This is a genomic window from Pantoea sp. LMR881, from assembly GCF_027157825.1.
Classification (GTDB): domain Bacteria; phylum Pseudomonadota; class Gammaproteobacteria; order Enterobacterales; family Enterobacteriaceae; genus Pantoea; species Pantoea haifensis.
The window spans coordinates 1,704,397-1,725,318 of record NZ_JAPVOK010000002.1; the positions used below are offsets into that span (position 1 = coordinate 1,704,397).

General features: G+C 52.4%; 15 protein-coding genes and 3 pseudogenes. 2 read left to right on the forward strand and 16 right to left on the reverse strand.

From position 1 onward, the window contains the following. Window positions 1-8: 8 nt before the first annotated feature. The 7 genes from carA to ribF form a co-directional block, all read right to left on the reverse strand. The gene (gene carA, locus O3W44_RS09875; protein ID WP_269292923.1) at window positions 9-1,157 is read right to left on the reverse strand and encodes a glutamine-hydrolyzing carbamoyl-phosphate synthase small subunit; all 1,149 of its coding nucleotides are present in this window, start codon (window positions 1,155-1,157) and stop codon (window positions 9-11) included. 468 nt (window positions 1,158-1,625) lie between these two features. Next, a complete protein-coding gene (gene dapB, locus O3W44_RS09880) occupies window positions 1,626-2,441 on the reverse strand; it encodes a 4-hydroxy-tetrahydrodipicolinate reductase (protein ID WP_269292924.1) in 816 nt (271 codons plus the stop codon). A 220-nt stretch (window positions 2,442-2,661) separates the two neighbouring features. Then, on the reverse strand, window positions 2,662-3,615 hold the full coding sequence (ispH, locus tag O3W44_RS09885; RefSeq protein ID WP_269292925.1) for a 4-hydroxy-3-methylbut-2-enyl diphosphate reductase: 954 nt from the start codon (window positions 3,613-3,615) through the stop codon (window positions 2,662-2,664). After that, the gene (gene fkpB / locus O3W44_RS09890; protein WP_269292926.1) at window positions 3,596-4,066 is read right to left on the reverse strand and encodes an FKBP-type peptidyl-prolyl cis-trans isomerase; all 471 of its coding nucleotides are present in this window, start codon (window positions 4,064-4,066) and stop codon (window positions 3,596-3,598) included. The genes ispH and fkpB overlap by 20 nt, the downstream gene beginning before the upstream one ends. A gap of 3 nt (window positions 4,067-4,069) precedes the next feature. Beyond that, window positions 4,070-4,576: a signal peptidase II gene (lspA, locus tag O3W44_RS09895; protein ID WP_269292927.1), complete on the reverse strand. Its 507-nt coding sequence runs from the start codon at window positions 4,574-4,576 to the stop codon at window positions 4,070-4,072. Further along, complete coding sequence (ileS, locus tag O3W44_RS09900; RefSeq protein ID WP_269292928.1) at window positions 4,576-7,392, reverse strand: isoleucine--tRNA ligase; 2,817 nt, start codon at window positions 7,390-7,392, stop codon at window positions 4,576-4,578. The genes lspA and ileS overlap by 1 nt, the downstream gene beginning before the upstream one ends. A 29-nt stretch (window positions 7,393-7,421) precedes the next feature. Beyond that, the gene (gene ribF, locus O3W44_RS09905; protein WP_269292929.1) at window positions 7,422-8,348 is read right to left on the reverse strand and encodes a bifunctional riboflavin kinase/FAD synthetase; all 927 of its coding nucleotides are present in this window, start codon (window positions 8,346-8,348) and stop codon (window positions 7,422-7,424) included. A 306-nt stretch (window positions 8,349-8,654) separates the two neighbouring features. On the opposite strand from ribF, the gene rpsT reads away from it, so the two are divergent. Further along, a complete protein-coding gene (rpsT, locus tag O3W44_RS09910; protein WP_006117633.1) occupies window positions 8,655-8,918 on the forward strand; it encodes a 30S ribosomal protein S20 in 264 nt (87 codons plus the stop codon). A gap of 69 nt (window positions 8,919-8,987) precedes the next feature. On the opposite strand, the pseudogene nhaR reads toward rpsT, so the two are convergent. The 7 genes and pseudogenes from nhaR to tal all read right to left on the reverse strand — a co-directional run. Then, window positions 8,988-9,869 (reverse strand): annotated as a pseudogene (gene nhaR, locus O3W44_RS09915) (transcriptional activator NhaR); the annotation flags it as partial. A 10-nt stretch (window positions 9,870-9,879) separates the two neighbouring features. Continuing rightward, window positions 9,880-11,058 carry a Na+/H+ antiporter NhaA gene (gene nhaA / locus O3W44_RS09920; RefSeq protein WP_269292930.1) on the reverse strand — a complete coding sequence of 393 codons (1,179 nt, stop codon included), beginning with the start codon at window positions 11,056-11,058 and terminating at the stop codon, window positions 9,880-9,882. Window positions 11,059-11,222: 164 nt separating this feature from the next. After that, window positions 11,223-12,368 (reverse strand): molecular chaperone DnaJ, encoded by a 1,146-nt coding sequence (gene dnaJ, locus O3W44_RS09925; RefSeq protein ID WP_269292931.1) that lies wholly within the window; start codon window positions 12,366-12,368, stop codon window positions 11,223-11,225. Between the two features lie 104 nt (window positions 12,369-12,472). Further along, on the reverse strand, window positions 12,473-14,383 hold the full coding sequence (gene dnaK, locus O3W44_RS09930; protein ID WP_269292932.1) for a molecular chaperone DnaK: 1,911 nt from the start codon (window positions 14,381-14,383) through the stop codon (window positions 12,473-12,475). A 200-nt stretch (window positions 14,384-14,583) separates the two neighbouring features. Further along, window positions 14,584-15,880: pseudogene (locus O3W44_RS09935) on the reverse strand (MFS transporter). A 105-nt stretch (window positions 15,881-15,985) separates the two neighbouring features. After that, on the reverse strand, window positions 15,986-16,573 hold the full coding sequence (gene mog, locus O3W44_RS09940; RefSeq protein WP_269292933.1) for a molybdopterin adenylyltransferase: 588 nt from the start codon (window positions 16,571-16,573) through the stop codon (window positions 15,986-15,988). Between the two features lie 122 nt (window positions 16,574-16,695). Beyond that, entirely contained in the window at window positions 16,696-17,649 is a 954-nt protein-coding gene (gene tal / locus O3W44_RS09945; RefSeq protein ID WP_269292934.1) for a transaldolase, read from the reverse strand. A 209-nt stretch (window positions 17,650-17,858) separates the two neighbouring features. Between tal and yaaA the strand changes: the two genes are divergently transcribed. Continuing rightward, the gene (gene yaaA / locus O3W44_RS09950) at window positions 17,859-18,632 is read left to right on the forward strand and encodes a peroxide stress protein YaaA (protein WP_269292935.1); all 774 of its coding nucleotides are present in this window, start codon (window positions 17,859-17,861) and stop codon (window positions 18,630-18,632) included. A gap of 69 nt (window positions 18,633-18,701) precedes the next feature. On the opposite strand, the pseudogene thrC reads toward yaaA, so the two are convergent. Both thrC and thrB read right to left on the reverse strand, forming a co-directional pair. Beyond that, window positions 18,702-19,987 (reverse strand): annotated as a pseudogene (thrC, locus tag O3W44_RS09955) (threonine synthase). A gap of 3 nt (window positions 19,988-19,990) precedes the next feature. Beyond that, window positions 19,991-20,920 (reverse strand): homoserine kinase, encoded by a 930-nt coding sequence (gene thrB, locus O3W44_RS09960; RefSeq protein WP_269292936.1) that lies wholly within the window; start codon window positions 20,918-20,920, stop codon window positions 19,991-19,993. Window positions 20,921-20,922 lie beyond the last annotated feature (2 nt).

The window sequence follows — 20,922 nt, forward strand, 5'->3', positions numbered from 1 at the left end:
GCTCCTGATTACTTCGCTTTCGAACGGAATGCGTCAATCAATTCAATAAAGTGATCAAACAGCGGCGCCGCATCGTGCGGGCCCGGACTCGCTTCGGGGTGTCCCTGGAAGCTGAAAGCCGGTTTGTCGGTGCGATGAATACCCTGAACCGTCTGGTCAAACAGAGAAACATGCGTGACGCGCAAGTTAGCGGGTAAATTGCTGTCATCAACGGCGAACCCATGGTTCTGTGCGGTGATCATCACAGTATTGTTATCAAAATCTTTAACCGGATGGTTGCCACCGTGGTGACCCAGTTTCATCTTGACGGTTTTCGCACCGCTTGCCAGCGCCAGTAGCTGATGACCGAGGCAAATACCAAACACCGGGATCTCTGTTTGCAGGAAAGCCTGAATTGCGCTGATCGCATAATCACACGGCTCCGGGTCGCCAGGACCGTTAGAGAGGAAAATGCCATCCGGATTCATTTTCAGTACTTCTTCAGCTGGCGTTTGCGCCGGTACTACTGTCAGGCGGCAACCGCGATCCACCAGCATGCGCAGGATGTTACGCTTCACGCCGTAATCATAAGCGACAACGTGATAAGGCAGTTCTTCCGCTTTTTTCTGCTCCGGCAGCGCACCTTCCAGCGTCCAGCTGCCCTGTTGCCAGGCGTAGCTTTCGGTGGTTGACACTTCTTTTGCTAAATCCATCCCTTTCAGGCCAGGAAAAGCCTGTGCCTTTTGCAGGGCCAGCGCCGCATCAGGGTTATCGCCCGCAATGATGCAGCCGTTCTGCGCCCCTTTTTCACGCAGCAAGCGGGTGAGCTTGCGGGTATCGATATCGGCAATGGCGACAATATTATTGCGCTGCAGGTAGGCTGATAAGCCCTCTTCACTACGGAAGTTGCTGGTGATCAGCGGCAGATCGCGGATAACAAGGCCTTGAGCATGAATTTGGCTGGATTCTTCGTCGGCGGCATTCGCGCCAACATTGCCGATATGGGGATAAGTGAGAGTTACGATTTGGCGAGAATAGGAAGGATCAGTGAGGATTTCTTGATAACCGGTCATCGACGTGTTGAAAACGACTTCCCCCACTGCCGACCCCGTTGCCCCGATGGCCCGACCGTGGAATTGGGTTCCGTCTTCCAGAACCAAGAGTGCTGACTTAATCAAAACATCCTCCAGGGAATAAACAGTCACAATATTTGCATATTAATTCAAAATACTGGCCTGAATCAAGGCAAAAACCGCCTGAACTGTCGATTTTTGGCAAATTGCGCGCATTCTAATGATCGCCTTGAAGCTTGTCTACCCTGTAACACTATTTTTTTGTATTTTTCGGGCTTATAGAGATTAAAACAGGGATAAGCAGCAAAAAGAGCGAAAAACTCGATGAAATAATCGTTTGCCAGGCTGCATAAACAAGGAAGTTAGCGAAACGGGTCGTTAATTTTGACCATTTGGTCAAATTTATCATTTTTCAGTGGGTTTATGCGAAGTAAAGATCATAATATGCAGATCACAGGCCATAAAATCAAAATAATGGCTATTTTAGATAAAATTTAGGGCAATAAAAATATTGCCCCTTATCAATCAATAGATTAATGATTGAAATAACCACATCACGATGGTTCACAACACTCACAACATCGATAAATCCAGCACATCACGCATATCAAAAAGGCCAGATTTATTATCTTTTAACCAAGATGCCGCCTTAACTGCACCTTTTGCAAAGGTCATACGGCTTGAAGCCTTGTGGGTAATCTCTACACGCTCGCCAATATCTGCAAACATCGCAGTATGCTCACCGACAATATCGCCTGCTCTGACGGTGGCAAAACCAATAGTCTGTGCCTTGCGCTCACCGGTGTGGCCTTCACGCGCATAGACAGCATGCTCATCCAGTTTCCAGTTCATGGCATCGGCAATCGCCTCCCCCATTGCCAGGGCAGTGCCAGATGGCGCATCTACTTTATGACGGTGGTGCGCTTCGACAATTTCAATGTCGGCGTAATCACCCATGACTTTCGCCGCTTTCTCCAGTAGCTTCAGGACCAGATTGACCCCGACGCTGAAGTTAGCCGCGAAGACAATGCCAATCTCCTCAGCAGCAGCACGGATCGCCGCTTTACCTGCTTCGTCAAAACCGGTCGTTCCAATCACCATCGCTTTTTTATGCTCACGGCAGATGGCCATATACGCCAGCGTGCCTTCGGGACGTGTAAAGTCGATGAGGACATCAAAGTCGTTGATTACGCTCAACAGATCGTCAGCGATGATAACGCCTGCTTTACCTGTGCCTGCCAGTTCCCCGGCATCACTGCCAACCAGCGATGAACCCGGACGCGCCAGCGCCGCTCCCAGTTCCACGCCTTCTGCCTGCTGAGTTGCCTGAATAAGATTACGTCCCATACGACCCGGTGCGCCCACAATGGCGATGCGGATATTTTTCATATTTATTCATTCCTAAAACAAAACTATGCATGCAAAGCGTGTTCAGGTTAACGGTGAGTTAACAGCCACGCCACTTTTAATCCGGGATAATAAGAATTTTTATGCCAGCCGCAATGGATTATCAGTAAAAGCAATCTCAGCAGTCTGGTCTGACGTTCATTGACGCTAAACAACAAAAAGGCCGAACAGTGTCGGCCTTTTTATTCATCTGAACTCTTTGTTACTGCACGTTGCGAACATCGACACGCAGCTCTTTGGGGACTTCAAACACAATATTTTCTTCACGGCCAATCAGCTCAATTGCCGCTTCGCCGCCAAGTTCGCGCAAACGCTGAATAACCTGCTGAACCAGAATATCGGGGGCAGATGCACCTGCCGTGACGCCAATGCAATCCACGCCTTTAACCCACTCTTCCCGGATATCGTCTGCGGAGTCGATCAGCTTCGCAAGTTTACCCGCACGTTGCGCCAGTTCAGCCAGACGGTTGGAGTTAGAGGAGTTTTTCGAGCCAACCACCAGCACCACGGCAGCGTCACGCGCCAGCGTACGTACCGCTTCCTGACGGTTAGTGGTCGCATAACAGATGTCATCTTTACGCGGGCCAATAATTGCCGGAAAGCGTTGGCGCAGCGCATCAATGATGTCTGAGGTATCATCCACCGACAGCGTAGTTTGCGTCATAAAGCTGAGGTTGTTCTCATCTTTGACCTGAAGCTTAAAGACATCTTCCGGCGACTCCACCAGATACATGCCACCGTTGGGGTTATTGTATTGCCCCATAGTGCCTTCCACTTCAGGATGACCGGCATGACCGATCAGAATCGCTTCCACACCTTTACGACTGGCGCGCGCAACTTCCATATGCACTTTGGTTACCAGCGGACAGGTGGCATCAAACAGCATGGTCAGGTTGCGTGCCTTCGCTTCCGCACGCACTGCCTGCGACACACCGTGTGCAGAGAAGATCAAAATGGCGTCATCCGGCACTTCGCTAATCTGTTCGATGAAGATCGCGCCACGCTCACGCAAACTGTTCACCACATAGCGGTTATGCACCACTTCATGACGCACGTAGATTGGCGCACCGTACATTTCCAGTGCACGCTCGACAATACTGATTGCCCGATCAACGCCAGCGCAGAAGCCGCGCGGGTTAGCCAGCAGAATTTGCATCGTTCGCCTCCAGTGCCGGATCAATCTCCAGCACTTCAATATCAAACTGAACGCGATGGCCTGCCAGCGGATGGTTGAAATCAACGGTGATAGAATCACCGGAAACTTCACGGATCACGCCCGGCATTTCGCTGCCGCCCCTGCCGCTAAACAGCATGATGGCACCGACTTCCGGTTCACCGGCATCGATAAAATCGCGACGGGAAAAATAGCGAATGAGATCGGGGCTGACGCCACCGAATGCGTCTTCCGGTGCCAGCGTAAAGTTGTGCTTTTCACCCGCTTTTAACCCCAACAGCGCCTGCTCAAGCGCCGCGGAGAGGCTGCCATCGCCCAGACGAAACAGCGCAGGCTTGCCGTTAGCACGGGTTGATTCCGCCGTGGAGCCATCTTCCAGCTTCAGCGCGAAATGCACCAACACCGCGCTGTCGCGCTGTACAGACTCAGTCATGACTTACCCTTTCTGTTTTGCCTGTTTGCTGGTTGGGCTAAAAAAGCCCTCCAGCACCACCAACGCGGCACCAATACAGATGCCGCAGTCAGCAATATTAAAGGTGGCAAAGTGCCAGTTGCCAACATAGAAGTCGATGAAGTCAACCACAAAGCCGTGATAAGAACGATCAAATAAGTTACCCGCCGCGCCACCGATAATCAGCGCATAGGCAATATTCGTGATCTTCTGTTGGGCCGCGTTGCGATACATCATCACCAGCAATGCCACCACAATGGCGATAGCAATGCCCGCAAAGAACCAACGCTGCCAGCCGCCTTTGTCAGCCAGAAAGCTGAATGCTGCACCATAGTTGTGGGCGTAGAACAGGTTGAGAAACGGCATCAGCGGCTGCGTTTCGTGCAGCATCATGTTGTTCATCACCCATTGCTTACTGACAAAGTCGACAACGATGACCACCAGCACCAGCCAAAGCCAGCGCAATCCGGTTGAAAAAATAGGTTTACGCATCAGGCAAATTTACGCTCTTCACCGTTACCGGCTACGTTGGTGTAACAACGACCGCACACCTCAATATGCTCCGGGTTCTGGCCGACATCTGTAGTGTAATGCCAGCAGCGTGGGCATTTCTCGCCTTCAGCTTTGCGCAGCGCCACTTTCAGACCTTTTAACAGTTCGCTCTGCTGTGCTTCATCGGTCGCTAAGGCATAATCCGCGACCTGCGCACCCGAGGTAAGCAGCACAAAGCGCAGCTCATCACCCAAGGCTTGCAGCTTAGCCGCCAGTTCAGGCTCAGCATACAGCGTGACCGTTGCTTCCAGTGCGCCACCGATGCGTTTATCACCACGCGCCTGCTCGATCACCTTGTTAACTTCGCCACGTACTTTCAGCAGCTCATCCCAATAGGCATCATTCAAGGCTTCGTTTTCTGCCAGACCAAACAGGCCTTCATACCACTCTTCAGTGAAGACATATTTAGCGCGATCGCCCGGCAGGTAACCCCAGATTTCGTCAGCAGTAAAGGACATGATGGGCGCCATCCAGCGCACCAGCGCCTCAACGATATGCCACAGCGCCGTCTGGCAACTGCGGCGCGCCAGGCTGTCGCCCTTCGCGGTGTACTGACGATCTTTAATGATGTCGAGATAGAAGGATCCCATTTCCACTGAGCAGAACTGCATCAGTCGCTGAATCACTTCATGGAAATCGTAGTTCTCGTAAGAGGCAACGATATCCGTCTGCGCCGCCTGTGCACGACCCACCGCCCAACGATCAACGATCACCATCTCTTCTGGCTTAACCAAATCGGTAGCCGGATTGAAGCCACTCAGGTTAGCCAGCAGGAAACGCGCAGTGTTACGAATACGCCGATATGCATCAGCCGAACGCTTAAGGATTTCATCCGAAACCGCCATTTCGCCAGAATAATCGGTCGATGCCACCCACAGACGCAGAATGTCTGCACCCAATTTGTTCATCACGTCCTGCGGCGATACGGTGTTGCCGATCGATTTCGACATTTTACGGCCCTGGCCGTCAACGGTGAAACCGTGCGTCAGTACCTGGCGATAAGGCGCTTTGCCTTTCATCGCCGTAGAGATCATCAGCGAGGACATAAACCAGCCACGATGCTGATCCGATCCTTCCAGATACATATCGGGTGCCTGACCACCAAATTCCGGACGCGCATCCACCACAGAGTAGCTGGTTGATCCGGAATCAAACCATACGTCGAGCGTATCGGGTACTTTACGGTAGTGATCGGCGTCATCACCCATCAGCTCACGCGGATCAAGATCCCACCACGCCTGAATGCCATCTTGCTCAACACGCTGTGCGACTTTTTCCATCAGCGCCAGCGTGTCGGGATGCAGCTGCTCGCTTTCGTTATGCACGAACAGCGCCATCGGCACGCCCCAGGTACGCTGGCGTGAAATACACCAGTCGGGACGGTTAGCCACCATCGATTCGATACGTGCCTGGCCCCAGTCCGGGATCCACTGTACGCCTTTAATTTCTTGCAGTGACTGAGCACGCAGACCCTTCTGATCCATGCTGATAAACCACTGAGGCGTTGCACGGAAGATGATGGGCGTTTTATGGCGCCAGCAGTGTGGATAGCTGTGCAGCAGTTTCTCAACGTGCAGCAGTGCGCCTTTCTCTTTCAGCAGCTCAACGATAATGTCGTTGGCTTTAAAAACGTTAATACCGTCAAGCGTTGGATACGTACCGGGCAGATAAGCGCCATCCGGGCCAACCGGGTTTGCGATTTCGATACCATATTTCTGGCCGATCACATAGTCATCCGGGCCGTGGCCTGGCGCAGTGTGAACGGCACCCGTACCGGCGTCGAGCGTAACGTGCTCGCCTAATACCACCAGCGACTGAATATCGAGGAACGGATGCTGGAATTTTTGCAGTTCAAGTGCCGCGCCTTTGCATTCACCCAGCACGGTCCATTCGCTCACGCCAGCACGCTTAAGTACGCTTTCAACCAAATCTTTGGCCAGGATCAGCGCACGTCCGTCAATCTCTACCAACTGGTATTCAAATTCAGGATGCAGTGAAATCGCACGGTTTGCTGGCATGGTCCACGGAGTGGTGGTCCAGATAACCAGAGAGATTGGGCCGTTAACCTGCGACGCGCCAAACGCATTACGTACCGCATCGCTATCGATAGCGTTGAACATCACATCAATAGATGGCGACGTTTTGTCGTAATACTCAACTTCGGCTTCAGCCAGTGCTGAGCGGCAGTCCAGACACCAGTGCACCGGCTTCGCACCTTTATGCAGGTGACCATTACCGATGATTTTACCCAGCGCACGGATGATGTTGGCTTCGGTTTTGAAATCCATCGTCAGGTAAGGCCGATCCCAGTCGCCTAACACACCGAGACGAATGAAGTCCGCTTTTTGCCCTTCGACCTGCTCGGCGGCATATTTACGGCACGCTTCACGAAACTCAGCCGCAGAGACTTTCTCTCCCGGCTTGCCAATCATCTGCTCAACTTTGTGCTCGATAGGCAAACCGTGGCAGTCCCAGCCTGGAACGTAAGGCGAGTCATAACCCGCCATGCCTTTCGACTTAACGATAATGTCTTTCAGAATCTTGTTAACGGAGTGACCGATATGAATGCTGCCGTTCGCGTAAGGAGGGCCATCATGCAGGATAAAGGTTTTTTTCCCTTTTTTGGCTTCGCGGATGATGCCGTAAAGGTTGTCATCATACCAACGTTGCAGCATCCCCGGTTCGCGTTTGGCCAGATCGCCACGCATCGGGAACCCCGTTTCCGGCAAATTCAGGGTAGATTTATAGTCACTCATCAGATTCTCGATTCCGTTTTTTGCTCAGGTTAAAGCCCGAAGAACTGCCGGGCCGTTACCACATCTTTCGCAATTTGTTCTTTCAACGCCTCCAGTGAGGCAAAGCGCTGCTCGTTTCGTAATTTCTTCTTCAGCACCACGTCAATGTGCTGACCGTATAGGTTCATATTGATGTCAAGCAGGTGAACTTCAAGCTGCTGGCGTAAACCTTTTACCGTCGGGCGCGTGCCAATATTAGCCACACCCGGGAGCGGTTGCGATGTCAAACCATGAACCTCAACCGCAAAAACGCCCTTCACCGGCGAGACGACGCGGCGTAGTGGAAGGTTCGCGGTAGGAAAACCAAGCGTGCGTCCCAGTGCATCACCGTGCACTACGCGGCCTGAAATACTGAAAGGATGACCTAACAGCGATTGCGCCAACGCAAAATCATCCTCAGCCAATGCCTGACGTACTGCGGTACTGCTGATTCGCTTGCCAGCGTCACAGAAAGTTTGCGTGCTGATGACATCAAAGCCATATTCTGCACCGGCTTTCTGTAATAACAGGAAATCGCCCAGACGACCAGCGCCAAAGCGGAAATCATCGCCAACCGCGAGGAATTTTACGCCCAGCTTTTTAACCAGCAGCTCCGAGATAAAACCTTGCGCTGACAGGGCAGCAAAGCGGCGATCGAAACGCACGCACAGCACGTTATCAATGCCCGCTTCAGCCAAATACTTAAGCTTCTCACGCAGGCGCGTCAGGCGAGCCGGTGCTTTTTCACCTGCAAACAGCTCAAGCGGCTGCGGCTCAAACAGCATGACCATCACCGGCAAATGTCGTTTGCGTCCCTCTTCGCGCAGCTGGGAGAGAAGGGCCTGATGACCGCGATGCACGCCATCGAAATTACCAATGGTCAGAACGCAGCCGCGATGCTGCTCGTTAAGATTATGAATACCGCGGATAAACTTCATGGCTGACTCAAACCGATGGAAATCGGCGGATTATACCCTTGAAACCGGCGAAGGTTAACCCGTCAGCACGCCTTTCCTGCTTTATGAGGCTCATTTACTGTCACAGCGGGTCGGCAGAAGAATTTTGTCGCGAAATACTGTATTCAGGCAGGGGAAGCTGGTAGAATCTTGCGCCATCAAATACGTAACCGAGTGTCGTCTATAAAACGCCGCTTATTTGCACAAATCCATTGACAAAAGAAGGTTCAAAAGGCATAGTCCTCGGCCTTTGATTTGTCTATACAGAACACATTTGGGAGTTGGACCTTGGCTAATATCAAATCAGCTAAGAAACGCGCCGTAACATCTGAGAAACGCCGTAAGCATAACGCAAGCCGCCGCTCTATGATGCGTACCTTCGTTAAGAAAGTATACGCGGCGATCGCTTCAGGCGACAAAGCTGCTGCGCAGAACGCATTCAACGAAATGCAACCAATCGTGGACCGTCAGGCTGCTAAAGGTCTGATCCACAAAAACAAAGCTGCACGTTATAAAGCAAACCTGACTGCACAGATCAACAAACTGGCTTAATTGCCCGTTGTTAATCGCTTTGTTGAAAGAACCGGCGCTAAGCCGGTTTTTTTCGTCTGCTGATCGTAACGCAAACAGCGCGCTAAAATCGCGATGGCAAATACGCTGTACCGCCGGATGCTGAATCATGCGTTCCGCGAAAATGACGTGATACTCTTCCAGCACCGCATCCAGCCGACCAATCTCAACGATTTCGTCACCCTGATAGATATCCTGCCTATACAGGCTTGGCGCGACAAAGATGGCATTTTGCTGGGCGCCAAAGGCTTTCATTAAGGCAGCATCATCAAACTCACCCAGAATTTCTACCTGCAAACCTTGACTGCTGATCCAGTTAAGGATCTTACGCCCCAGCATTGAACGACGGCCTGGAATCAATAAACGGCGCGTTTCCAGACACGCCGGAAAAGGCAATTCCGGCAACTGCGTTGACCAAAAACTGATCGGGCATTCACCCAGTTTTACCGAGAACAGCCCCTCCTGCTGCGTGGAGTCGATCGAGCAGTCCGACAGGATCATATCCAGTTTATGCTGACTGAGCTGCTCTAATAGCATTTCATGCGTCGATTCGAAACAGCGCAGGTGGATCTTCTCATCCGACACCACCGCCGCTTCTAATACTTTGCTGACCAGCTGCTTAGAAAGCGCATCTGCAACCCCCACATCAAACAGCAGGTGCGACTCTTTGCGATAGTTAACGATATCCAACATTTCCTGACTCAGCATAAACATGCGGTCGGCATAGCGAAACACTAACTGGCCCAGTTCGGTGGGCACTAATCCCCCTTCCTGACGCCGGAACAACTTGCCTTGAAGGCGCTCTTCAAGCGCCTTGATTTGACCGGTGATGGTTTGCGGTGCCAGAAACAGCACTTCGGCCGCGCCAGCAACAGAGCCTTCGCGGCAGACGTGCCAGAAGTAATAAAGATGGTTGTAGTTAATATGTGGCATAGCTGCGTTCTCAATGACTCACGCTGCGCTGCGCCAGGCGTCGCCACAGGATCAGATAACCCAATACGGCAGAAAGAACCGATCCGATTAAGATGCCCAGTTTCGCCAGAGTGATGAGTTCTGCATTGCTGTCGCCATAGGCCAGTGAACCAATAAAAATCGACATGGTAAAACCGATGCCACACAACACGCCCACCGCAGCAATATCGCGAAAATCGGTGTTCGCCGGTAATTTAGCCAGGCCCGTTTTTACCGACAGCCAGCAAAATAACGTAATGCCTAATGGTTTGCCAATCAGTAGCCCTGCAACAATCCCCAGTGGCAGCAGAGAGAACAGGCTGTTAAATGAGACGCCATCCAGAGACACACCCGCATTTGCGAAGGCAAACAGCGGTAAGATCAGCCAGCGTACCCACGGATGCAGCGCATGCTCCAGATGAATGGCGGGCGAACGTCCCTCTTTTTTCGCCAGCGGGATCAGGAAGCCCACGACAACCCCGGCTAAGGTGGCATGTACGCCTGACTTCAGTACAGCGGTCCACAGCACTATGCCGACCAGCAGGTAAAGTCCGGTATTGCGTACGTTCAGCAGGTTCATAACCGCCAAAACCACAATCGCTGCTGCGGCAATGCTCAGTGAAAACAGAGAGAGATCAGAGGTGTAAAACAGCGCGATAATCACGATGGCACCGAGATCGTCGATGATCGCCAGCGCCATCAGGAAGATCTTTAAAGCAGGCGGTACACGGCTGCCTAATAATGCCAGCACCCCCAGCGCAAAAGCGATATCGGTTGCCGTTGGAATGGCCCAGCCACTGCGGGTGTCTACATCGGCGCCATTAAACAGTAAGAAAATCAGACCCGGCGCGAGCATGCCTCCCAGCGCCGCAATCAGCGGGAAAATAGCCTGTTCACGTTTAGCCAGCGCGCCCATAACTAACTCGCGCTTCACCTCCAGTCCAACCATCAAGAAAAACAGTGCCATCAGCGCATCATTGATCCACAACAGCAGATTTTTACTGATGTTCAGCTCGCCAAAGCGGAATTGTACCGGAATGGCCAGCATGTCGGCGTAAGCTTGCTGAGTAGTGCTGTTATTCGCTAAAAACATCGCCAGTGCCGCAGCGATAATTAATACCACCCCACCTGTTGCGTCGCTGTTAAGGAATTTTTTGAGTCTGATATTCATTCACCATTGTCCTTGTCCAGAGGGAAATCAAAGACTCCCAGAGTAACGACAATGATAGCTCGAAAAAAACAGGTTATTTATGAGTGATCACACGTAAATTACGAGTTATGGAAAAGAATAAAAAAAACCAGCGCACTGCGCTGGCTTTTTCCCGCTAAAAAAACTTAACGCGTCAGATCGTCAAAGAATTTTTTAACGCCATCAAAGAAGCTTTTTGAGCGCGGACTGTTGTGTTCGCCGGTCGGGCCGCCAAAGCTCTCTTCCAGTTCACGCAGCAGGTTTTTCTGTTTCTCGTTGAGGCTAACCGGGGTTTCTACCACAACGCGACACAATAAATCACCTACTGCGCCGCCGCGCACTGACTTCACGCCTTTACCACGCATACGGAACAGTTTGCCGGTTTGCGTTTCAGACGGCACTTTCAGCTTCACGCGACCATCAAGCGTCGGCACTTCAATTTCGCCGCCGAGTGCCGCCATCGCGAAGTTGATCGGTACTTCGCAGTAAAGGTTATTATCTTCGCGCTCGAAAATAGGGTGTTTCTTCACCGAAACCTGAACGTAAAGATCGCCCGCTGGTGCGCCATGTTCGCCCGCTTCACCTTCACCACTCAGGCGAATACGATCGCCCGTATCCACGCCTGCCGGGATTTTCACAGACAGTGTTTTTGACTTCTCTACACGTCCATGACCGTGACACGCGCTGCACGGATCTTTGATTACCGAGCCACGACCGTGACAGGTTGGGCAAGCTTGCTGCACGGTGAAGAAGCCCTGACGCATCTGCACCTGACCTGCACCATGGCAGGTTGAACAGGTTTGCGGTTTGGTTCCCGCTTTCGCGCCGCTGCCGTGGCAAACCTCACACTCTTCCAGCGTTGGAATGCGGATCTCTTTGGACACGCCGCGTACCGCTTCTTCCAGCGTCAGCTCCATGTTGTAGCGTAAATCGGCGCCACGGGATGCGCGCTGACGGCGTCCACCACCAAAGATGTCACCGAATACGTCGCCAAAGATATCACTGAAATCTGCGCCGCCGCCGCCAAAGCCGCCGCCACCGAATCCACCGCCGCCCATGCCGCCTTGTTCAAACGCTGCATGACCGTATTGATCGTAGGCTGCACGCTTTTGCGCGTCAGTCAGAATTTCGTAGGCTTCCTTGACCTCTTTAAACTTTGCTTCGGCTTCTTTATCCCCGGGATTACGATCCGGGTGAAATTTCATTGCCAGGCGTTTGTAAGCCTTTTTGATTTCACGCTCGTCTGCGGATTTGGCGACGCCTAAAATCTCGTAGTAATCACTCTTCGCCATTTTTATTTAGCCCTTAACATGATCGCACGGGCGTGGAGAGAACTCCTACGCCCGTGCTGGTTTCAACGGTTGTCAGGCCAACCGTCGCGCCCGGTCAGGGGCAATTATTTCTTGTTGTCTTTAACTTCTTCGAACTCAGCGTCAACAACATCGTCATCTTTCTTCGCTGACCCGTCGCCCGCATCTGCTGCGCCTGCCTGAGCCTGCTGCGCAGCTTCCATCAGTTTGCTGGAAACTTCCATCAGCGCCTGCATTTTGGCTTCGATGTCCGCTTTATCTTCACCTTTCAGTGAAGTTTCCAGCGCAGCCAGTGCCGCTTCGATTGGCGCTTTGTCGTCAGCTGAGAGTTTGTCACCAGCTTCTTCCAGCTGCTTACGCGTGCTGTGAGCAATCTGGTCGCCCTGGTTACGCGTCTGTACCAGCTCTTCGAACTTACGGTCAGACTCAGCGTTCGCTTCCGCTTCACGCACCATTTTTTCGATCTCTTCGTCGTTCAGACCTGAAGAGGCTTTGATGGTGATTTTCTGCTCTTTACCGCTGTTTTTGTCTTTAGCCGACACATGCAGAATACCGTCAGCATCGATGTCAAAAGTCACTTCAATCTGTGGCATACCGCGTGGTGCTGGCTGAATACCGTCGAGGTTGAACTGGCCCAGTGATTTGTTATCACCTGAACGCTTACGCTCACCCTGCAGCACGTGAATGGTCACGGCATTCTGGTTGTCTTCAGCTGTTGAGAACACCTGGCTGTGCTTAGTCGGGATGGTGGTGTTTTTGCTGATCAGCGACGTCATCACGCCACCCATGGTTTCGATGCCCAGCGACAGCGGGGTTACGTCCAGCAGCAGTACGTCTTTAACGTCACCACCCAGTACACCACCCTGAACCGCAGCACCTACGGCAACTGCTTCGTCCGGGTTCACGTCTTTACGTGGCTCTTTGCCGAAGAATTCCGTTACTTTTGCCTGAACCAGCGGCATACGTGTTTGACCACCCACCAGAATGACATCATTGATGTCAGATACTGACAGGCCAGCATCCTGCAGCGCCACTTTCAGCGGTTCAATAGAACGTGCAACCAGATCTTCAACCAGTGACTCCAGCTTAGCGCGCGTTACTTTGATGTTCAGGTGCTTAGGACCGGTCGCATCTGCAGTGATGTACGGCAGGTTAACGTCAGTCTGCTGCGCAGAAGAAAGCTCAATTTTTGCTTTCTCTGCCGCTTCTTTCAGACGCTGCATTGCCAGCGGATCGTTGTGCAGATCGATGCCCTGATCTTTCTTAAATTCTGCAACCAGATAGTTAATCAGGCGGCTGTCGAAGTCTTCACCACCCAGGTGGGTATCACCGTTAGTCGCCAGAACTTCGAAGGTCTTTTCGCCGTCAACTTCGTCGATCTCAATGATAGAGATATCGAACGTACCACCGCCCAGGTCGTATACCGCGATAGTGCGGTTACCCTGGCCTTTGTCCAGACCGTAAGCCAGTGCAGCAGCGGTGGGTTCGTTGATGATACGCTTCACTTCCAGACCCGCGATGCGGCCTGCATCTTTGGTGGCCTGACGCTGTGCATCGTTAAAGTAAGCTGGAACGGTGATAACCGCTTCAGTTACGGGTTCACCGAGGTAATCTTCCGCGGTTTTCTTCATTTTTTTCAGCACTTCTGCAGAAATTTGCGGTGGTGCCATTTTCTGACCTTTTACTTCCAGCCAGGCATCACCATTGTCTGCATTAGTGATTTTGTACGGCATGATTTTAATATCACGCTGTACTTCTTCGTCCTGGAAACGGCGACCGATCAGACGTTTGATCGCGAACAGGGTGTTCTGCGGGTTAGTAACAGCCTGACGTTTAGCTGGTTGACCAACCAGCGTTTCGCCATCCTGGGTGTAAGCGATAATTGAAGGCGTGGTACGATCGCCTTCGGCGTTCTCCAGCACGCGAGCTTTAGTGCCATCCATGATCGCAACACAAGAGTTAGTTGTGCCCAGGTCAATACCAATAATCTTACCCATCTAAACGTCTCCCACTTAAATTCTTTGCCAATTTGGGTTGTGAACCTGTTATGCGGGCGGGTTGTTTGCTTTCAACTGCCGTCACATGCTTTTTTTCAAACGCTCACAACGCTCGATGACAACTAAATGGGGCCGCTTCGAAGCGCATCAAGGGTTAAATGAAAAAAATTTTGCAAAAAAACCTGGGCGTAACCGAAAAGTCAGGCGCTTACCTCACTCATGATGCTTGCACGGCCCTGTTGGCTGTGCAGATAAAGCCCCACCAGCACCCCGATCAGCGCCAGTGCCAGCACATACCATGCTGGTGCCAGCGGGGTCAGTCGTAAAATAAGCGTGACGAAAATGGGTGTCAGCCCGCCGAAAATGGCGTAAGCAACGTTGTAGGAAAAGGAGATGCCGGTAAAACGTACCGCAGCAGGAAAGGCGCTGACCATAACAAAAGGCACAACACCCACCACGCCAACGCTCAGTCCCGCCAGGCCGTAGCTGAAAAAGAGTGCCTGCACGCCATTATCAAGCTGGTGATAGAAATTCCAGCTGCAAATTGCCAGCAACAGCGACCCCCTATTAATGCGCGCGCTGCACCGAAACGATCAACTAACCAACCGGCTATGACACAACCGGCCAGCAACATCACGGTGGCCAGGCTGTTGGCCTGTAAACTGAGCGCCGCCGGTACAGCGTGCTGCTTTTGCATTAACGTCGGTGACATCAAAATCACCACCACAATACAGGCAGAAAGCAGCCAGGTGAGCAGCATAGAGACCGCAATGCCACGCTTGTGGCTGGCCAGAATGGTTTTCAGTGGCAAGGTGTCCGCCAGTGCTTTACGTTGCTGCATCTGCTGAAATACCGGCGTTTCATGCAACCAGCGGCGCAGATACATGGCGATCAAGCCAAAAATGCCGCCAAGAAAGAACGGAATACGCCAGCCGCTTTCGGCAATCGCCGCTGGCGATAAGGTGCTGTTGATGGCTGTGGCGACCAGCGAACCGAGCAGAATCCCGGCGGTCAGCCCCGCAGTCAGTGTTCCGCAGGCAAACCCGACGCGCTTTTGCGGCACATGTTCAGCGACAAAAACCCAGGCTCCCGGCACTTCACCGCCGATAGCTGCGCCTTGTAACACGCGCATCAGCAGCATCAATAACGGCGCAGCAATGCCAAGCGTTTGATAGGTCGGTAATGCACCCATCGCCAGCGTTGGCAGCGCCATGAGTAAGATACTCAGGCTGAACATCTTTTGCGACCCACTTTATCGCCAAAATGCGCCATTACTATGCCCCCAGCGGACGGGCCAGATAGCCTGCGGCAAAATGGCAAATGTCTGCAACTGGCGCAGCCATTCAGGGATATCGGGTGGAAAAAAAGCTCGCCAATCACCGCAGCGAAGAACACAAAGATGATGAAGTCGTAGAATTCCAGCGCGCCTCCAAGGGCGGCTAAAGAAAGGGTTTTGTAATCCTGGCCGCTCAGGCGCTGAGTGTGATTCGATTCCATAATATTCCAGAGGCAAAAGAGAACGGATGTAAAGCTTCGCTTACTATACCGTCAATCTTTTACCACACCAGCCAGGCTATAGCTTATGCCTGAAAAGCAGAATATTTAGTTATTTATCTCACGTATCGCGCTTTTAGGGCGAAAAGCTGCTACAACATCGGGCTGAGTTTCAACGTATGGCCCTTCCAGAAGCTGTAAACAATAAGGTACAGCAGCAAAAATTCCTGGAACAATGACCTTGCCCTGCTGATCTTTTACCCCTTCCAGCGTTTCTTTGATCGATTTCGGCTGGCCCGGAAGGTTCAGAATTAAAGACTGTTTACGGATCACGCCAACCTGACGCGATAAAATCGCTGTGGGCACAAATTGCAGGCTAATCTGGCGCATCTGCTCGCCAAAGCCAGGCATCTCACGGTCAGCGACAGCCAGCGTGGCGTCCGGCGTAACGTCACGACGGGCCGGGCCTGTGCCGCCGGTGGTCAACACCAAATGACAAAAGCGTTCATCAACCAGCTCACAAATGGCCTGTTCAATCATATGCTGCTCGTCGGGCACTAAGCGTGTTTCGACCTCAAACGCTGTGCTGATGGCGCTGTTCAGCCAGCTTTCCAGCGCAGGAATGCCTTGATCCTGATAAATACCATTTGCGGCGCGATCGGATACGGAGATCAACCCAATGCGTAATGTGTTCATTGTTTTGGTTCGCTGTAATTTACCGCACTGTGGCGGAGTAAAAGGGGAATAGCGGAAGGATAATACAAAGCGAAAGGGACGGAAAGGGAAACCGTGACGGCAGATGCCGCCACGGCGCAAGATTACAGCAGTTCTGCCAGCATCTTCTCAAGTTTGCCCTGGTCAACGGCAAAGTTACGAATGCCTTCCGCCAGTTTTGCCACAGCCATAGGATCCTGGTTGTGCTGCCACAGGAACTCAGATTCCGTCATTTTCGCTGGACGCGCTTTTACTTCGCCGCTGTAGCTCAGTTTACGCTCAATAGTGCCTTCACTTTCTGCCAGCTCTTTCAGCAAAGCCGGAGAAATAGTCAGACGATCGCAGCCTGCCAGCTCAATGATTTCGCCAACATTGCGGAAGCTGGCACCCATGACCACCGTCTCATAACCGTGCTGCTTGTAGTAGTTATAGATTTCAGACACAGACACCACGCCTGGATCTTCATGCGCGGCGTACTCTTTCTGGTCGGTATTCGCTTTGTACCAGTCAAGAATACGGCCAACAAACGGAGAGATCAGGAACACGCCCGCTTCGGCACAGGCACGCGCCTGAGCGAAGGAGAACAGCAGCGTCAGGTTACAGTTGATGCCTTCTTTTTCAAGCTGCTCTGCTGCGCGGATGCCCTGCCAGGTTGAAGCCAGTTTGATCAGGATACGGTCGTTGCTGATGCCGGCATCGTTATAAAGTTTGATCAGGCTGCGCGCCTTAGCGATGCTGCCTTCGGTGTCGTAAGAGAGGCGTGCATCCACTTCAGTCGAAATACGACCCGGGATCAGTTTGAGAATTTCCAGACCAATGTTGACGGCCAGCTTGTCAGAAACCAACTGAAGCTGCTCTTCTTTATCGCTGCTTTGATCGCGCGCCCATGCAATCGCTTCATCGATCAGTTTGCGGTATTCAGGAATTTGCGCGGCGTTGAGGATTAAAGAAGGGTTGGTAGTCGCGTCTTGCGGCTGGTACAGCTTCATGGCTGCGATATCACCGGTGTCGGCCACCACGGTGGTCAGTTGACGCAAGGAACTCAATTTGTCCGTCATGGTTCTTTTCTCTTAGTTAACTGTCAGGGTGAAAAAGGCTGTTGCGATAATATCACGCACTAACGGTGGCGCAAGGTCAGCGAATGCCGTTTACGATAGCGCCAACGAATAGCTGCGATTTGCCGATCGCTGCCGCTTTTTTGTTACACTGCGAGGCCAAATAATAAGCCAATACCCTGTTAAAACAGGGGTTATACGAGGAAGCAAATATGTTGATGGTGATTTCTCCTGCCAAGACACTGGATTATGAAAGTCCGCTGGCAACCCCGCGTTTTACCCAGCCCGCGTTGTTAGAAAAATCACAACAATTAATCGACGTGGCGCGTGATCTATCACCGGCACATATTGCGTCATTGATGGGTATCAGCGACAAACTGGCTCACCTCAATGCTGAACGCTTTAACAGCTGGCAGCCCGCGTTCACGCCTGATAATGCGCGTCAGGCAATTCTGGCCTTTAAGGGCGACGTATATACCGGCTTACAGGCCGAAAGTTTCAATGACGATGATTTTGATTTCGCCCAGCAGCACTTGCGTATGCTGTCTGGCCTGTATGGTGTGCTGCGCCCGCTGGATTTAATGCAGCCCTATCGCCTGGAAATGGGGATCAAGCTGGCAACACCGGCTGGAAGCGATCTTTATCGCTTTTGGGGCGATATCATCACTCAAACGCTGAACGAGGCGCTGGCAGAGCAAGGCGATGATGTGCTGATTAATCTCGCATCCGATGAGTATTTCAAATCAGTCCAGCCGACGAAATTACAGGCGCGGTTAATCAAACCGGTATTCCTGGATGAAAAGAACGGCAAGTTTAAGGTGATTAGCTTCTACGCCAAAAAAGCGCGCGGACTGATGAGCCGCTATGTCATTCAACAGCGTCTGCAAACCCCCGAACAGCTGAAGCAGTTTGATGTGGATGGCTATGTGTTTGATGCTGCCAGCAGCAGCGATAATGAACTGGTGTTTAAACGCGCGGAACAGTAAAGCCTGAGAGGGCTATTCCCCCGCCCTGCGGGGGAATATCGGGTTGGGGCCGTGCAAAGGCCCCTGCCCTTATTGTTTCAGCAAAAATGCACGCAGCGCAGCGAAATCACTTTTCATCTGATGCGACAGCAGCGGCAGATCAGCACGTGAAGCTAATTCATCGGGAATGGTCAGCTTCTGCTCCAGAATCTCTTCCACGCTCTCTTTGAATTTTGCCGGATGTGCAGTGCCCAGGAACAGGCCATATTCGCCCTCCTGCAACTGATCGCGCAGCAGACGCCAGGCAATTGCCGCGTGCGGTTCAGACACATAACCTATTGCCGCCAGTTCACGCATTGCGGCTTTGGTCGTCTCGTCCGTTACCGCGCCGTAAGCCAGATCGGTTAAACGCCAGGTTTTGCGACGGAACAGCTCTTCCACGCGCGGCCAGTTATTCGGCTGGCTCACATCCATCGCATTTGACAGCGTCGCTACTGTCGCATTTGGCTGCCATGCGCCGTTGCCGAGAAAACGCGGCACGGTATCGTTAGCATTGGTCGCAGCAATGAACCGCTTGATCGGCAGGCCAAGCGATTTCGCCAGCAGGCCAGCCGTTAAGTCGCCAAAATTACCGCTCGGTACCGACACCACTAACTGATTGCGCTTCTCTTGTGGCAGCTGCGCCACCGCTTCGAAGTAGTAGCAAATCTGCGCCAGCAGGCGGCTGATATTGATAGAGTTGGCTGAGTTCAGGCCAATCGCTTTTTCAGTTCCTGATCGTCAAACGCTTGCTTCACCAGCGCCTGACACGCATCGAAATCGCCATCGATCGCGATGGTTTCAATGTTGCCACCCAGGGTACAGAACAGCTTCTCTTGCAGCGGGCTGATCTTACCCTGCGGATAAAGGATCACCACGCGCACATTTTCCATACCGTAGAAAGCATGCGCAACGGCTGCACCGGTATCACCGGAAGTAGCGGTCAGAATAGTAATCTGCTCATCGCTGCCGCTCACGTAAGAGAGCATCTGGGCCATGAAACGACCGCCGAAATCTTTGAAAGCCAGCGTCGGGCCGTGAAACAGCTCCAGGCAGGCCACATCATCGCTTACCTGCTTAACCGGGGCCGGGAAGGCAAACGCGGCGTTGACACGCTCCGCCAGTTGATGCGCAGGAATTTCATCGCCGATGTAGGCAGAGAGAATCTTACTGCTGCGGCTGACAAAATCCATTTCGAGCATGGCATCGATGTCGGTCAGTTCGAACTCTGGCAGTTCGAGCGGAAAAAACAGCCCTTGCTGCGAACCCAGCCCCTGTTTCACCGCCTGGGCGAAGCTGACCTGCTCGTTGTGATCCTTAAGATTGTAGAGTTTCATGCGTTATCCCAGTTTACGTGCGCCAGCCGTATCAAGACGGCAAATATGGACGAAGCCTTCATCATTTTGCAGATAGTGCTGGCTCAGCCAGTCGGCCATCCGCTGGGCCGTTTCCATTTGGTTGCAAACGGCGAAAAGTGTTGGACCAGACCCCGAAATTCCGCACGCCAGCGCACCAATATCTTGCGCAGCCTGACGCGCTTCGGCAAAGCCAGGCAGCAGTTTGGTACGGTACGGTTCGGCAATCACATCCTGCATAAGTTTAGCGGCCAGCTCAGGCTGGCGCGTATGGCAGGCGTGAATGAAACCAGCCAGCAAGCGCCCATGCTTGATGCAATCCTGTTTACGGTATTGCGCAGGCAAAATCGCACGCGCTTCAGCGGTAGAGACTTTAATGCCGGGATACGCCATGACCCATAACCAGTCGTCAAAACCCGGCACCTCCTGGCTGATGATGCCGTTCTCTTCCAGCATCAGTTGAATACCGCCCAGGAAACAGGGTGCAACGTTATCATAATGTACGCTGCCCGAAATACGCCCTTCCAGCTCACCCATCAGCGTCAGCAATTCAGTATCGTTGAGTGGCTTGCCGCAGAACTCATTCATTGCCATCAAACCCGCCACCACCGAACAGGCACTGGAGCCCAGCCCGGAGCCGATTGGCATGTTTTTCTCCAGCGTCATCGCTACTGGCACGGTTTTGCCAATCGCTTCGCAGAAACGCTGCCAGCACTGATACACGATATTCTCTTTGGGATCGTCGGGCAGCTTGCTGACAAAACGACCCGCGTTGGTCAGACTGAAACTCTCTGCCGCTTCAACAGAAACACAATCACCCAGTAATGAACCATCCACCGGCGAAACTGCCGCACCCAGCACATCAAAGCCGACGCTGACGTTACCAATTGAGGCCGGTGCATAAATTTTTATCATTA